This window comes from Xanthomonas sp. CPBF 426 (assembly GCF_903989465.1).
GTDB classification, from domain to species: domain Bacteria; phylum Pseudomonadota; class Gammaproteobacteria; order Xanthomonadales; family Xanthomonadaceae; genus Xanthomonas; species Xanthomonas euroxanthea.
In genome coordinates this window covers 3,543,750-3,559,196 of sequence record NZ_LR861805.1, presented here as the reverse complement: position 1 = coordinate 3,559,196, position 15,447 = coordinate 3,543,750, and the positions used below count along the sequence as shown (strand labels likewise).

Sequence of the window (15,447 nt, the reverse complement as noted above, 5' to 3'; positions counted from 1 at the left end):
GCCGAGGCTGGAGCAAAGCGCGGCTGGCAGGACATCGCCAGCAGTCGTCGGCCAGCTTCAAGCAGCAGGTGGCGCCGTCGCCGCGTCTCGTGTCTGGCGATCGGGCGTGCAATGCGCCTGACGGCGCACCATCGATGATCGATCCATCTGCGCGCATATCTGCAGCGATCGCCGTCGCCGGCCACGACGCCGATTCAGCGCGCTGCCCACCAGAACATCAGGTTGATCATCGAGACCATGACCACGACGTAGATCAGCGACAGCGGTGCGCCCACGCGCCACAGCTCGCGTGGCTGATAGTTGGCCGGGCCGGCCACCATCGAGATCACCGGGTTGGAGGCGGTCATCAGATTGTTGGACGCCGACAACGCCACGATCAGCGCAAACGCGGTCGGGTTGCCGTTGGCCGCCAGTGCCAGATTGACCGCGATCGGCACCATCACGATGGTGGCGCCGACATGGCTGATCACCAGTGAAAACGCGGTGGTCAGCAGCGCCAGGCTGATTTCCAGCGCCCACACCGGAATGCCCTCGGGCAGGCGGTCGATGGTGTGGCCGGCCACCCAGGCCGCGGTGCCGCTGCTGTCCATTGCCCAGCCCAGTGGAATCAGGCCGGCCATCATGAAGATGGTCTTCCAGTTGATCGAGGCGTAGGCCTCGTCCATGCGCAACACGCCGCTCACCAGCATGCAGGCCACGCCGGTCATCAAGGTCAGCGCCACCGGCAGCCGCGAGGTCAGCGCGATCAGGATGGTGAAGGCAAAGATCGCCATGGCGATCTTGAACTTGTGCGGGCGCTGCTCGCCTTTGGGGAAGTCGGTCACCGGCACGAAGTCGCGGCTTTCCGCCGCCTGCGCCAGGTCCTGCCAGATGCTGTGGAACACCAGCATGTCGCCGCCACGCAGCGGCACGTTGCGTACGTCCTCGCGGATCACCTGCTTGTCGCGGTTGATCGCCAGCAGGCTGATGCCGCTCTGCTTGCGCAGGCGCAACTCGGCGGCGGTCTTGCCGATCAGCCGCGAGTTGGGCGGAATCAATGCTTCGGAAATGCCGGCCAGGCTGGGATTGAACAGATCGCCCAGGTTGCGCAGGCGCGAGGACATGCGCAGGAAGTGGTTCTGCGCAAAGTCGGTCACTTCCTGGCGCGGCCCCATCGCCCCGAGCACGCTGCCGACCCAGATGCGCATGTCCGCCGGCGGCGCCAGGCGGGTGTCGTTGCCGGTCTTCAAGGCGAGCAGCAAGGGCGCGTCGTGCAGCGCCTCGGCCTCGCCCAGGGTCATGCCGACCAGCGGGCTTTCGGCGCTGACGGTGAGCTCGAACACGTCGCCGTCGATGCCGTAGGTCTTGGCGAAATAGCTCTCGGTGCGCGAGGGCGTGACGCCTTCGTTGATCAGGCGTTCTTCCTCGATCAGCTTGCGGTCGCCGTAGAAACGGAAGTACAGCAATGCGGCGATCAGCAAGGCCACGCCGATCGGCAGCGGCGCGAACATCGTCAACGGCTCGATGCTGGCCATGCCCGAGGGCAGGTTGTTGTTGGCCGACACCAGCAGGTCGTTGAGCAGGATCAGCGGCGAATTACCCACCATGGTCAGCGCGCCGCCCATCACGATGGCCGCGGCGATCGGTAGCAGCATGCGTTGCAGGGTCAGCCCGGTGCGCGCGGCCAGCCGCGAGGCGACCGGCAGGTACAAGGCCATCACCGACGGGTTCTGCATGAAGGACGAGTTCAGGCCGGAGATGGCCAGCGTCATCATCATCAGACGTTGTTCGCTGCCGTGCGAGCGCCGCAGCAACCAGGTCGCCAGGCGATTCAACGCACCGGTGCGCTCCAGCCCCGCACCGAGGATGGTGGTGGCGATGATGCTCATCACCGCGTTACCGGAAAAACCACCAAACAGTTCTTCCGGCGCCACCAGCCCGGTGACGCCCAGCACCACCAGCACGATCAACGCCACCACATCGGCGCGAATGCGCTCGAACAGGAACATCGCCATCGTGAAACCGACCAGCCCGAGGACGAGCTTCATATCGTTGGTCAGTGTCAGCGCGGTATCCATTAGGGGCCGGGAATGGGGAGTCGGGAATAGGGAATTGGCAGAGCGGGAAAGCGCTGACGCTGTGAGTTATCCGGGGGGCATCGCCGTTTGCTCCTGCGATTCCCGATTCCCGATTTCCGAATCCCGGTCATACAGCAAATCCCACACGCCGTGGCCGAGCTTCTGGCCGCGGGTTTCGAAGTGGGTCTGCGGGCGCCAGGCGGGGCGTTCGACGTGGCCGCGCGGGCCGGCGCGATTGACCAGGCCCGGTGTGGCGTCGAGCACGTCCCACATCTGTTCGGCGTAATCGGCCCAGTCGGTGGCCGCGTGCAGGCGGCCACCATGGCGCAGCTTGCGCACCACCAGCGCCGCGAACGCCGGCTGGATCAGGCGGCGCTTGTTGTGGCGCTTCTTGTGCCATGGGTCGGGGAAGTAGATGCGCACCTCGTCCAGCGCGCCATCGGCGATCTCGTGCTCGAGCACTTCCACCGCATCGTGGTGGTACAGGCGCACATGCGTGCTGCCGTCATCGTCCAGCGCATTGAGCAGGCGACCGACGCCAGGCGCATGCACCTCGATGCCGATGTAGTCGCGGCTGGGGTCCTGCTGGGCGGCAAAGCGCAATGCCGCCCCGTTGCCAAACCCGATCTCCAGCACCTTGGGCGCGGGACGGCCGAACGCCGCATCCAGATCACGCGGCGTGCCGCTGTAGTCCAGGCCGAAGCGTGGCCACAGCTCGTCGAACGCGCGCTGCTGCGCCGGGGTAAAGCGGCCCTGGCGCAGCACGAAGCTGCGCACCTGCCGGCGGCCCTCTTCGATGGTGAAGGGCTTGGGCGGCATCTTGGCGCCGTCGCTGGTGAAAGGATCAGTCATGAATTAGATCACATCAGAAAACAAAGCCCCTCTCCCTTTGGGAAAGGGGTTGGGGTGAGGTAAGGGCGTGAGGGGGCACTCGCAGCAATGCGCGATCTGGCAACGGCCACATCCGGCACCTCACACCGCCAAGCATTGCGCATCGACTGCAATGTCAACGCAGCACACCCACTCATCCAATCACGCCATCCACCGGGCTGGACGCCGAGGCATACCGCTTGCGCGGAATTCGCCCGGCCAGGAAGGCCTCGCGTCCGGCCTCGATCGCCTTGCGCATCGCGCTGGCCATCAGGATCGGATCACGCGCACCGGCGATGGCGGTATTCATCAATACACCGTCGCAGCCCAGCTCCATCGCGATCGCCGCATCCGATGCCGTGCCCACGCCGGCGTCGACGACGATCGGCACCTTGGCGTTTTCGATGATTTCCAGCAGGTTGTACTTGTTCTGGATGCCCAGCCCGGAGCCGATCGGCGCGGCCAGCGGCATCACCGCCACGCAGCCGATCTCCTCCAGGCGCTTGGCCAGGATCGGATCGTCGGAGGTATAGACCATGACGTCGAAGCCGTCGGCGACCAGCTGCTCGGCGGCCTTGAGCGTCTGCACCACGTCCGGATACAGCGTGCGCTCGTCGCCGAGCACCTCCAGCTTGGTCAGGTTGTGGCCGTCCAGCAGTTCGCGCGCCAGCCGGCAGGTGCGGACCGCATCTTCAGCGGTGTAGCAGCCGGCGGTGTTGGGCAGCAGCGTGTAGCGGTCCGGCGGCAGCACATCGAGCAGGCTGGGCGCGTTCGGGTCCTGGCCGATGTTCACCCGGCGAATCGCCACGGTGACGATCTGCGCGGCGGCCGCTTCGGTGGCCAGGCGGGTTTCGTCCAGATTCTTGAACTTGCCGGTGCCGGTCAGCAGGCGCGAACGGTAGGGCTTGCCGGCGATGATCAGCGCATCAGAGGGGGCGGTATTGGTCATCAGGCAATTATCACCGATCGCGCGCAGCTGCGCCGGCCTGCGCGCCGCATCAGCCGCCGCCCAATGCGTGCACGATCTCCACCACATCGCCGGCACGCAAACGGTGCGTGGCATGCCGCCCGCGCGACACGATTTCGCCATTGACCTCCACCGCCACGCGCCGCTGTGCAAGACCTTCCTGCTCCAGCAGGGTTGCCAGCAGCAAGTCGTCGGGAATGTCGCGCGGGGTGCCGTTGAGTTGAATGTTCATGTCATCATTGTGGCATCGCGTGCCGTCAGGGCGCGCGTTTTTGCGTTATGCGGCAATGCAGCGTGAGCGCGGGCGGCGAGGGTGAAACCATGAGCCATGCGCCGGCGTACGTCAGCAGGTCCGGTCCAGTTCCACACTACCTTGAGCAGGCACTTCCATGGCTTCAACTCTTCGCCCGATCCGTTCCCTGATGGCCGTGGCCATCGCCATTGCGGCCACCCCGGCCATGGCCGCGTCTGCCTTCGACCAGACCGTGTTCTTCGGTGACAGCCTCACCGACAGCGGCTACTACAACCCGTTGCTGCCGGCCGCCTCGCGCGCAGTCACCGGCAAGTTCACCACCAACCCGGGCTGGGTCTGGGCCGAATACGTCGCCGACCATTACGGCACCAATGCAGCGCCCAACGGCAACGGCCAGACCGGCGACAACTACGCTGCCGGCGGCGCGCGCATCCAGGCCAATTCGACCAGCGTGCTCGGCGCCGCGCCGTCGGTGACCAGCCAGGTCAACACCTACCTGAGCGCCAACGGCGGCCAGGCCAATCCGAACGCGCTCTACACCGTGTGGGGCGGTGCCAACGATCTGCTCGCCGCTGCAGCCGCGCCGGCCCAGGCGCAGGCCATCATCGGCAATGCGGTCACCGCGCAGGTCGGGGCGGTCGGCGCCTTGCAGGCGGCCGGCGCGCGCTACGTGATGGTGCCGACCATTCCGGACGTGGGCATCACCCCGCGCTTCCGCGCCGGCGGTGCCGCCGCGATGGCGCAGGGCACTGCGGCGGCAACCGCCTACAACACCGCGCTGTTCAATGGCCTGCGCTCGGCCGGCCTGCGCGTGATCCCGGTCGATACCTTCCACATCCTGCAGGAAGTGGTCGCCGATCCGGGCACCTACGGCTTCAGCAACGTCACCAGCACCGCCTGCAACCCGGCCGTGCCGCTGCCGGCGTGCAACCCGACCAGCCTGGTCGCCGCCAACGCGCCCAACACCTATGTGTTCGCCGATGGCATCCATCCGACCACCGCCACCCACCAGATCCTGGGCCAGTACGCCATTTCGCTGCTGGAAGCGCCGCGCCTGCAGCAGGTGCTGACGCATTCGGCGCAGGCGGTCGGCCGCGCGCGCGCCGACCAGGTGGCCTGGCATCTGGACGGCAAGCCGGACGCCGATGGCCTGCGTTGGTGGGGCAGTGTGCGTGGCGACATGCAGCGCTACGACCACGCCGATCTGTACGACGGCGTGGCCCCGGCCGGCCTGTTCGGCGTGGACTGGACTGCCGGCGATCTCGTGTTCGGCGGCTTTGCCGGCTTCGGCAGCATGGATGCCGACTTCGGCAACCGCAACGGCAGCTTCAAGCAGGACGACACCACGCTGGGCGGCTTCTTCGGCTGGTACACCGGCCCGGTCTGGGTCAATGCCCAGGTCAGCTACAGCTGGCTCAGCTACGACGTCGACCGCGAAGTGCAGCTCGGGCCAGCCACGCGCGTGCACAGCGGCTCGCCGGACGGCAGCAACCTCACCGCCGCGGTCAACGCCGGCTATTCGCTGGGCGAAGGCAACGTCAAGTACGGCCCGGTAGTCGGCCTGACCTGGCAGAAGCTCAAGCTCGACGGCTACACCGAGGGCAACGCAAGCTCCACCGCATTGGGCTACGCCGATCAGGACATCGATTCGATGGTCGGCCGCATCGGCTTCCAGGTGCGCCTGGACGGTGCAATGGTCAAGCCGTACCTGCAGGCAACCTACGACCACGAGTTCAAGGACGGCACCGACGCCAGCGCCTGGCTGCAGTCGATGCCGGAAGTGGGCATGTACACCGTCCCGGGCCAGAACTTCGACCGCAACTATGCGACCGTCGTGCTGGGCGCCCGCACCGGCCTGTGGGGCCTGCAGAGCAATATCGGCCTGAGCACCACCACCGCACAGCGCAGCGCCCGCGATGCGACGCTGTTCGTGAACTTCAGCGGCAATTTCTGATCCGCGCCGCACAGCTGTAGCTGTCCACGCGGTGGATCTGCAAGACACGAGGGCCGGGCAACCGGCCCTCGTCACGTCTGCGCATTGCGCCCGACACCCGCACCCGCCTACACTCTCGCAACGCCACGCGGGCGTAGCTCAATGGTAGAGCTGTAGCTTCCCAAGCTACTGACGTGGGTTCGATTCCCATCGCCCGCTCCAGAGCTTCCGCCAGGTCTCTAAGTGTCTGACTTGGCTGGATATTTCGGCCGATTGATGATTCCGAGCGATGCCCCCTTGAGGTATCAATAGAGGGATCAATCCTGCCCACGCCGCTGATGATGTCGCGCTCGGTCGGCCCGCATGCCATCTATCCAGCATCGGTTGCGGTGTGCCACGCGGCATGCAGGCAAGCGTCCTGACGTTTTCTTGGCGGCCTTTCTGTCGCAGGTCGTGCGGGATACGCAGGTGCTGCTCCACGCTGCGCGATGAGTTGGCCGTTGCCAGGTGGCGTGTCAGGCGCTGTGTTCCTGGCTGCTCATGGGACGATCAAAGATCTACCAGAAGCCAAGGACTTTCCACCAGGTGCTGCCGACGAGAGCGAAGATGAGAAGCTCAAGCAGGCACATGATCAGTCCGATCCTCCACCAGGCGCCCAGGCTGACGTAGCCGCTGCCGAAAATGATGGGTGAGGTTCCCGTGGCATAGTGCGTCAGTGTCATCATGATCGCCGAAGACGCGGTCATCATGAGCATGAAGGGGATGACGTAATCCGGCGGTATGAGCAGTGCACCCACGCCCAGGAACGCAAGCAGCATCGCACTGATGTGGGCGGTGGTGCTCGCGAACAGATAATGGGAAAAGACAAAGGCCAGGACGAGCACGCAGGCGATGGCTTTCCATCCCATTCCACTCGCGATGATGGCGCCCTTCATGGCCTCGGTGAACCAGCCAACCACGCCCAGCTTGTTGAGCTGTTCGGCCATCATCACCAGCGCGCCAAACCACACCAGCGTGTCCCACGCACTTTTCTCGGAAAGCACGTCGTCCCAGTCCAGCGTGCCGGTGATGATCAGCGTAAACAAGCCAACGAATGCCACGACTGTGGGATCCAGGGTCCATGAGGGGCCGAGAATCATGGCGGGCACGTTCGCCCAAAGGACCAACAGCAAACCAAAGGTCCCGATCATCACTTTTTCTTTCGCCGTCAGCGGCCCCATCGCCTTCAATTCGGTCTTGGCGAAATCAACCGCGTTAGGGGTGGCCTTCAACTCCGGAGGAGACAGCAGATAGATGGCCAGAGGCATGACGATCAAACAGGCCAGCCCCGGTAGAAGCATGCAGAGCGCCCAGGTCGTCCAGGACAGGTGCAGCTGTTGGTTCGTCGCTTTGGCCACATAATCGACCACCAGCGGATTGGGTGCTGTGGCGGTGAGGAACATTGCCGATGTGATGGGATTGGCGTGGTAGTTCACCAATGCCAGGTAGGTCCCGACCTTGCCTTGCGTGCCTTTGGCCGGGTCGGAATCGAACGAGTTGGCAATAGACCTCATGATGGGGTGAACAATGCCCCCGCCACGCGCGGTATTGCTGGGGGTGAAGGGGGCGAGCAGGAGCTCGCAGATCGTCAGGCCGTAGCCGATGCCCAGCGTCCGTTTGCCCAGGAGCGCGATGAACACCATGCCGATACGGTTCCCCAGGCCCGTCTTCTTCAGGCCACGGGAAATCAGGATCGCAACCACGATCAGCCAGATGAGCGGGCTCGAGAAGCTGCTGAGCGCATCAGTGATCGCACCCTTGGAGCTGGTTGACGTGACTTGGGAAAGCGCGACGATGACGATGGCCATCATCGCCATCACCCCGATGGGCATGACCTTGAGGATGATCGCGATGATGGTGGTCAGGAAGATGGCGACCAGCCCCCAGGCCTTGGGCGTCAGGCCTTCAGGACACGGGAGCAAGAGCAATGCGATAAGCACGGCCGTTGTCACCAGGGCCTGAGGCAGTTTGAACGGCACGGCTTGATTGAAATACTTGAATGCTGCTTTGACGCGACCTGACATGCGGGGCCCTCTTTTATGACTGTTCAACAAGCGGAGAACGCTTGAGGCGATTTGCCGCGGTTCCAGTCATCAAGGCTTGGCGCGTGGGCTTTCCCCAAAGTGATGCATGAGCTCGGCGTGCGTTTGCGCATAGGCAGCGTCCGTGAGAGACGTTGCCATGGGCGAATTCGCGGCAGTTTTCGCAACTTCGGCCTTCGCCCTGTCCTGGTCTTCGCTTCGCAGCGCCAGGTCAGCCAAAACGGCGACGTGAGTTGGCTGGACCTCGACGAAGCCGCCCGACACATAGAGCTGGAAAGGCGGCTCGCCCGTTTCCGGATAAATGAGGATCATGCCTTCGCGCAGCGTGCTCAGCATTGGTGTATGTCGTGCCATCACGCCAAATCGGCCCCGTTCTCCAGGAAGACTGACCTCCCGAGCGCGTCCCTCCCACTGGGCTCCCGTGAGGCTCACGACAGTCAGCCCGAAGGTCTGCTGCGCATTGGCGATGAAGTCGGGTCTGGGATGGGCAGACGTGTGTGCGTGCATGTCGTATCCGCCTGAAGCCTTGCTCGAAGAAGCCTCACTGCGTTGCGCAGCGCCGGTAACGACTGCTGATTTTTCACCAGGCCTCATGTCCACACTCCTTGAAAAATATGACGCTGTTGCCCCCACAACAGCTTTTCTTTCTCGCCATCACGGCGCGACTTCGGCACCGAAAAGCAACGCCAGCCGGTGCCACCTCGGGTCTCATGATGCATTGCACCATACACGCCTGCCTTGATTTCGATCAACTCGGATCGAACGGCCTCTGGGGCAAGCTGGGATGCTGGTATGTGCCGGAGCAAACCGAATTGATTCGGGCATCGTCACGCAAAAAATGTCAGTCAAGGATGCGGAGAGCTGATGCTTATTTACCGGTCGTTTCTGACGTTGGGTCCTGGGCATCCAGGTGCATGGCGTGCAGCCTGCTGAAAAGCGCTCGCGCCACGGAAAAATTGATTGAACTCAAAAGGGGCTTTGAGGTGACGGCGTTTGGATTCACTCCAACGCTTGCCTTCTAAGAAGTCGTTCAGATCGCTCCCCTTCTTGGCGCAGGTGTGACGGTCTACAAGGGGCTCAAAATGACCGACACCAAGCCTGGAGACTGGATCGTCATCTCTCCGGCATCGGCGGGCTGGGTCATATGGCCGTGCAATACGCCAAGGCGATGTGACTCACTGTGGCAGCGGTCGATGTGGACGACGCCAAGCTGGATCTCGCCGGGCGACCGGGCGCCACTGTGGCGGTCAATGCGAAGAAGGAGGGCTCAACGGCGTGACCGTGCGGGGATTGATCGTCGGCAGTCGTTTGGGTCTGCAAGAGTCGCTGAACTTCGCAGGGCAAGGCAAGGTGGCCGCGACGGTCCAGACCGACCGGCTCGAAAACATCAACGAGGTGTTTACCCGCATGCACCAAGGCGCCATCGAAGGTCGCGTGGTGTTGAGTTTCGCGGATTGAGCAAGCTGTGGGGGCGTCGCCCTAGGATGAGGGCACGCACAGCTGGGCCGTTTTTGGGGATGCAACGCGTTGCATAGCAGCAGCGCGGTTCGTTTTACTCGCATTCGTCCCCTGCGCCAGACCGTGCTGCCCACGACGAGTTGACCGGGCGCTTCGCGGTTTGACCGCTGCCGACGCCGAACCTGCCGCTGAGCCCGCTGTGGTCAGCCGGCGCAGCGACGCAGCGGCATTGTGGTGGTCTGAGCCTTGCACGTCGTGCGGGTGCGTTAGCGCGATGGGTTGTGGGTGTCGTTGCCCCTGCCTGCAGAAATCAATGCACGCGCACGATCCGAAAGAGGGCAGCCACGCTGGTGGAGCAAGTGGATGGCCTCCCTGGTCCGTCGCAGCAGCCCTGTGTTCGCAATGAAGGTGGTCTTCGATCCGTGGAACGCAAGCACGATGTTCTCGGTTCCTTGGGTCTTCCGGTAGTCGACCAAGGCAACATCTGCGTAAGGCCGAGTACGGGTCCGCAAGACGCGGTACTCCACACGCTCTGCATGAAGAATCAACGTGGGGTTGAGGCTGTTGTGCGCCCACGCAATCCAGGGCAGGAATGTGAACCCCGCAAACGCGGCCTCCAATGTGACGACGACAGATGTCTCCACCGAAATCTCCTTGCGCAGGACTACCTGTCTGACCCCGATCGTCGTCATTGTGACCTGTACCGACTGTGCTTGCGTCAACCGGCCCGGCGTCTAATTCACTCGGGCCATGGCCATGGGCCGTGAGCAAGGTGACGCAGGCGTTTCCTTGCTGTTCCCATCACGCATCCCGTGCAAAAAGATCGTGTCGGCTGCCGATCCACCAGGCAGTCCTTGAGAGCACCTTATCCACGCATCGGGAGAGCCATATGCGCCGTATCCTGTCCGCAGCACTGCTCGGATTGTTGGTAGGTCACGCACACGCGCAGCAAGGGGACGGTACCGACGTGCCGGCGCAGGTGCACACATTCAAGCCGGACAAGGTGGACGCCAGTCCTGGTCAGATGGCTGGGTTGAAAGTTCCGGCAGGCTTTCAGATCAAGCCGCTCGCAACCGGGCTGAAGAATGCCCGCATCATCGCCGTGGCGCCGGGCGGCAACATCTACGTGTCCCGGCGTGATCAGGGCGACGTCCTGCTGCTGAAAGACGCCAACGACGATGGCAAGCTCGACGCACCTGCCAAGGTGGTGGCCAACCGATCCGGAGCGCATGGCCTGGCGGTTCGCGATGGCCAGCTCTACCTGGTCACGGTCAAGGAGCTGTTCGTCGCCCCGATTCTGAAAGACGGAACCCTGGGACCACTCAGGTTGCTGGTGGGCGATCTACCGGACGGTGGGCAGCACCCGAACCGTACGATGGCATTCGGCCCGGACGGCATGCTGTATCTGAGCGTCGGCTCGACCTGCAATGCGTGCAACGAGACCAACCCCGAGCACGCGACGATGCTGCGCGTGTCGCCCGATGGGAAGTCACGCACCATCTTTGCCAGTGGCCTGCGCAACACCATCGGCTTCGATTGGGACCCTGCGACCGGCGAGTTCTGGGGCATGGACCAGGGCATGGATTTCCTGGGCGATGAGGTCCAGCCGGAGGAGCTCAACCACATCGTCAAGGGCAAGCTTTATGGCTGGCCCCACATCTGGGGCAAGGACGGGGTCAACCCGCAGAGCACGCCGCAGGGCGAGATGACCAAGCAGCAGTGGGCCGCGATCAGCGAACCGATGGTCCTGGGCTACACGGCTCACGCCGCGGCCATGCAGTTCCACTTCTACCGGGGCGCATCCTTCCCGGCCGATTACAAGGGCGATGCCTTCATCACCTTCCGTGGGTCGTGGAATCGCAAGCCGGCGTCCGGCTACGAAGTGGTGCGGCTGAAGTTCGAAAACGGCAAGCCAGTCGCTTTCGAGCCATTCGTGACCGGTTTCCTGACCGAGGGCGGCACGAAACACTTTGCGCGGCCCGTGGGCCTGGCGGAGACGGCCAACGGCGCGCTTTTGGTCTCGGACGATGCCAATGGCGTCATCTACCGCATCTCCGCCACGGGCGCACCGGCCCGCGCTGCGGCAGCAGGGCAACCCAGCGCAGCACCAGCGGCATCGCTCGAGAAACAGGTCAACCAGGGCAATGGGGTGCCGCTCGCCCTGGCTCGTCCCGAGACCAACGGCAAGGGAACGCTCACTGTGACTGCGCCCGCGTTTGCCAGCGGCACTACGATGGACAAGCGCTTCAGCGATTACGCCGATGGCGTCTCGCCGGCGCTGTCATGGAAAGCGGTTGCCAAGGCCACCTCCTACGTCGTGATCATGGAAGACCCCGATGCCAGGCCCATCACGCCATTCGTCCATTGGGTGGCCTGGAACATTCCCGCCAAGGTCACCCAGCTGCCCGAGGGCGTGCAGGAGCAGATGCGTCTGACTGAGCCCGACGGCGTGCTGCAGGGGGCAACGAGCCGTGGTTCGGTTGGCTACTACGGGCCGCACCCGCCGGTGGGCGATCCGCCGCATCACTATCACTTCCAGGTCCTGGCGCTGGACACCATGCTGGACGTCAAGCCGGGTGCGACCCGGGACGAGGTGCTTGCCGCTGCGTCGGGCCATGTTCTGGCGAAAGGCGAAACGTTGGGGACCTACGCCCAGACCGTCGCCCCGCCGAAGTAATCGCGCCGGAAACCGCGAGTTGATCGCATTGCCATCCCTGTCGTAGATGGGGCTTTCCATTCTTCGATTCGCGGACGTAGCGGGCGCTGGAGGCGCCCGCACGGCTGGAGATCGTGATCTTTCAACAGAGATCGGTGTTTGCCACCTGCGTTTGCTTTGCAGCGACACTGCCGGGGGTGTCGGCATTTGTTGTATCCAATACACCGACCCGGCTGCGGGACCGCCTGACCTTTGTCGCGCCAAGCCATGCCCGCCTATGGGCCAGCAGCTAGTGCTGGACGTGGCCCGTTGAGCGCGCAGACTTCCGCATTCTCCTGGGCGGCTGGACTGGTGGCCAAGCGCTTGGGTCACCCCTGCTCCGTCAGGGAGGGGTAGTGACCTTCGTGGCATGTGCGCCGAAAACGCCAACATGCGGTGCCAAGACCAGGCTCAAGCGCCGCCGACATTCTCGAAAGGCAAGTGCGGACGCAGGCATGTCGCATGAATCAAAAATTTTTGCTTGCGCATCCCAAGCTGCCAGCAGCACTTCCAGGTCATTTATCAGTGTTTGCATTTATGCCCTTTGATGCACAGACGGTAGCCCCGCACCTCATCTGACCCTGAGGAGCGAGCCTACCTGGCCACTATGTCGGTGCTGTTAAGCCCGCTTAGGGGCAACTTATAGCGGACTCGGAAATGCAGGACAAGCGTTTGCCACCGTCTGCTGCTGTGCAATGCCGGGGCGAATCAGAACCCCGGTGGGCCCAGAAAATCTGGGCCCACCTAGATTGACTCAGAACTCCTGCCAGCCTGCGCCGTCAGTGGAGCTGATGGCTTCCAGTTTGCGCGGTGCACGGTGCGGGACAATTTTTGCGGGTGTCTTCACAGGCGTTGGCGTCCTGTTGCTGTCTGAGCCAGCAATGGCTGACGAGGCAGGAGCCGCGCGGACCGCAACGTTGTCCTTGTCGATCTTGAACACCGCCACGGCGTCGGTCAGCTGCGTGGCCTGTTCTTCCATCGCGCGGGCTGCAGCGGTCGCCTCCTCGACCAGTGTGGCGTTCTGCTGGGTCGCTTCATCCATCTGCGTCACGGTGGTGTTGACCTGCTCGATGCCGGCCGACTGTTCCTGCGAGGCTGCAGAGATTTCGCCCATGATGTCGGTCACGCGCTGCACGCTGGCGACCACTTCGGTCATCGTGGTTCCGGCGCTGCGCACCAGGGCCGAGCCTTCCACGACGCGCTGCACCGAGTCGTCGATCAGGTCCTTGATCTCCTTGGCTGCGCCAGATGAGCGCTGGGCCAGGGTGCGCACTTCCGAGGCCACCACCGCGAAGCCGCGGCCTTGCTCGCCGGCCCGCGCCGCTTCCACGGCGGCATTCAATGCCAGGATGTTGGTCTGGAACGCGATACCGTCGATGACCGAGATGATGTCGGCGATCTTCTTGGACGACGCCTCGATACCACTCATGGTTGCGACCACCTGGCCGACGACTTCGCCGCCCTGGGATGCCACGCCTGCGGCGCCAATCGCCAGCTGGTTGGCCTGGCGCGCATGTTCGGCGTTCTGGCGCACGGTGGAGGTGAGTTCTTCCATCGAGGCAGCGGTTTCTTCCAGGTTGGCCGCCTGTTGTTCGGTGCGCTGGGACAGGTCCTGGTTGCCTGCCGCAATCTCGCTGGCTGCCGAATTGATGGACACCGCCGACTGCTGGATGCGTCCGACAATCTCTGCAAGCTGTGCAGCAGTGGTATTGGCATCGTCGCGCATCTGCGCGAAGACGCCCTTGAACTCACCGGTCATGCGGGCTGTTAGGTCGCCTGCGGCGATGGACTGCAGCAGCGAGGACAGGGATTGCAGGTTGCTGTCCGCGGTGGCCATGAGCAGGTTGAGGCTCTCGACCATGATGCGGAAGTCGTACTGGAACCGTTCCGCATCGCCGCGTGCGGTGAAGTCGCCATTGGCAGCAGCTTGTGCCAACTGCTTGATTTCCAGGTTCATGGCAGACAGGTTGGTCTTGACCTCATTCATGGTCTGCGTCAGCACGGCTTTTTCGCCAGGCAACTGCTCCATGTCTTCACTCAGGTCGCCAATGGCATAGCGGCCCATGATGCGTGCGAGGTTGGACTGCACGCGGAGGTGGGAGGCAACCAGGGCGTTGGTGTCCTCGGCCATCCGGCCGTAGTCGCCGGGCAGTGCGCTGGCATCCATCAGAAAGCTGATCTGGCCTTCGTCATGGCGCCTGGCCATGTCTGACTGGGCCGCCATCAGGCTGCGGATTTGCGTTTGCATGACCTGCATTGCCTGAAGCAAACGCCCTGGTTCGTCCCGAGCCTTGGTTTGCGCGTTGCTGGTCAGATCCCCTTGCGCAATGGCATTGGCGACCTGTGTTGCACGGGCCAGGGGCGTGGTGAGGCTGCGGGTAATGATCCAGCCCAGCAAAGCGCTTGCGATCAGGACAACGGCGCCACCGGTAATGAGCATGGCCCGTCCGCCTGCAATGGCGGCCAGTGCTTCCGCGTACGCATCCTTGGTGTTGTTGTTCTGGCGTGACACCAACTCCCGCAGTGTTTTCTGCCAGAGCAGGACGGCGGGTCTTCCCTTCTCGCTCAGCAGGGTTTGTGCTCCCATGCGGTCCCCTTCGGCGCACAGGGCCATCACCTGATCAGTGAAGCTGCGAGCGATGGTGCGGCGTTCGTCCAGGGCGACTCTGACGCGGCGGCCGCCTTCAGACAAGGAAAGGCTGTCCAGGGCTCTGAGCTTTTCGCGTAGCCCGTTGTAGCGGGCCCGTTCGTCACTGATGGTCTTGACAGCCTCTTTGTTGAGCGCATCGCTGGTGACCATTGCATAGGTCCCGAGCGCTACCAGGATCGATGAGTTGGCGTCCAGCATTTCATTGGCGACCTGGATCTTCGCCATCCGGTCTTGAACGATCGAGTCCAACTGGTGTTTGGAAACCGACATCGTCCACAGGCCTGCTGCAACAAGCATGGCAGAAAGAAGAATCAGGACGCCGAATGCGGCGCCCAGGCGCTTACCAACGCCGTGCCTTTGAAGAAATTCCATCTCGTAAACCTTCGGAGCTGTGCAAAAGCGCACACACACTTAGCGGCCTCTACCGCAAGGAATGAAGAAAAGGCATACATGTATATTCAAGCTCTACACAAACGGCATGCT

11 protein-coding genes, 1 tRNA gene and 1 pseudogene are annotated in these 15,447 nt (G+C 63.4%); 5 read left to right on the top strand and 8 right to left on the bottom strand.

Features of this window, described 5'->3' with window-relative positions:
* Positions 1 to 194: 194 nt before the first annotated feature.
* From H7A87_RS15125 to thiS, 4 genes are all read right to left on the bottom strand, one after another.
* Complete coding sequence (locus tag H7A87_RS15125; protein WP_104583666.1) at positions 195 to 2,057, bottom strand: SLC13 family permease; 1,863 nt, start codon at positions 2,055 to 2,057, stop codon at positions 195 to 197.
* A gap of 66 nt (positions 2,058 to 2,123) precedes the next feature.
* The gene (gene trmB / locus H7A87_RS15120) at positions 2,124 to 2,909 is read right to left on the bottom strand and encodes a tRNA (guanosine(46)-N7)-methyltransferase TrmB (RefSeq protein ID WP_119127565.1); all 786 of its coding nucleotides are present in this window, start codon (positions 2,907 to 2,909) and stop codon (positions 2,124 to 2,126) included.
* Positions 2,910 to 3,081: 172 nt separating this feature from the next.
* Positions 3,082 to 3,876 carry a thiazole synthase gene (locus H7A87_RS15115; protein ID WP_119127567.1) on the bottom strand — a complete coding sequence of 265 codons (795 nt, stop codon included), beginning with the start codon at positions 3,874 to 3,876 and terminating at the stop codon, positions 3,082 to 3,084.
* A gap of 49 nt (positions 3,877 to 3,925) precedes the next feature.
* Positions 3,926 to 4,126 (bottom strand): sulfur carrier protein ThiS, encoded by a 201-nt coding sequence (thiS, locus tag H7A87_RS15110; protein WP_104583664.1) that lies wholly within the window; start codon positions 4,124 to 4,126, stop codon positions 3,926 to 3,928.
* A 190-nt stretch (positions 4,127 to 4,316) separates the two neighbouring features.
* Between thiS and H7A87_RS15105 the strand changes: the two genes are divergently transcribed.
* Both H7A87_RS15105 and H7A87_RS15100 read left to right on the top strand, forming a co-directional pair.
* Positions 4,317 to 6,101: an autotransporter domain-containing protein gene (locus H7A87_RS15105; RefSeq protein WP_119127568.1), complete on the top strand. Its 1,785-nt coding sequence runs from the start codon at positions 4,317 to 4,319 to the stop codon at positions 6,099 to 6,101.
* Between the two features lie 127 nt (positions 6,102 to 6,228).
* A tRNA-Gly gene (locus H7A87_RS15100) sits at positions 6,229 to 6,302 on the top strand.
* A gap of 335 nt (positions 6,303 to 6,637) precedes the next feature.
* Here the strand turns inward: H7A87_RS15100 and H7A87_RS15095 are convergent.
* Together H7A87_RS15095 and atpC are read right to left on the bottom strand one after the other, a co-directional pair.
* Positions 6,638 to 8,143 (bottom strand): DASS family sodium-coupled anion symporter, encoded by a 1,506-nt coding sequence (locus H7A87_RS15095; RefSeq protein ID WP_119127570.1) that lies wholly within the window; start codon positions 8,141 to 8,143, stop codon positions 6,638 to 6,640.
* 69 nt (positions 8,144 to 8,212) lie between these two features.
* Positions 8,213 to 8,755: an ATP synthase F1 subunit epsilon gene (gene atpC, locus H7A87_RS15090; RefSeq protein ID WP_228960267.1), complete on the bottom strand. Its 543-nt coding sequence runs from the start codon at positions 8,753 to 8,755 to the stop codon at positions 8,213 to 8,215.
* 20 nt (positions 8,756 to 8,775) lie between these two features.
* On the opposite strand from atpC, the gene H7A87_RS15085 reads away from it, so the two are divergent.
* Positions 8,776 to 9,183: a hypothetical protein gene (locus H7A87_RS15085; protein ID WP_147421060.1), complete on the top strand. Its 408-nt coding sequence runs from the start codon at positions 8,776 to 8,778 to the stop codon at positions 9,181 to 9,183.
* Positions 9,184 to 9,189: 6 nt separating this feature from the next.
* Positions 9,190 to 9,619 (top strand): annotated as a pseudogene (locus H7A87_RS15080) (zinc-binding dehydrogenase); the annotation flags it as partial.
* Between the two features lie 266 nt (positions 9,620 to 9,885).
* Here the strand turns inward: H7A87_RS15080 and H7A87_RS15075 are convergent.
* Positions 9,886 to 10,311 carry a hypothetical protein gene (locus H7A87_RS15075; RefSeq protein ID WP_119127571.1) on the bottom strand — a complete coding sequence of 142 codons (426 nt, stop codon included), beginning with the start codon at positions 10,309 to 10,311 and terminating at the stop codon, positions 9,886 to 9,888.
* A 197-nt stretch (positions 10,312 to 10,508) separates the two neighbouring features.
* Here H7A87_RS15075 and H7A87_RS15070 point away from each other — a divergent pair, with 197 nt between their 5' ends.
* Complete coding sequence (locus tag H7A87_RS15070) at positions 10,509 to 12,296, top strand: YbhB/YbcL family Raf kinase inhibitor-like protein (protein ID WP_119127572.1); 1,788 nt, start codon at positions 10,509 to 10,511, stop codon at positions 12,294 to 12,296.
* A 772-nt stretch (positions 12,297 to 13,068) separates the two neighbouring features.
* On the opposite strand, the gene H7A87_RS15065 is transcribed toward H7A87_RS15070, so the two are convergent.
* Complete coding sequence (locus H7A87_RS15065) at positions 13,069 to 15,336, bottom strand: methyl-accepting chemotaxis protein (RefSeq protein WP_119127574.1); 2,268 nt, start codon at positions 15,334 to 15,336, stop codon at positions 13,069 to 13,071.
* Positions 15,337 to 15,447 lie beyond the last annotated feature (111 nt).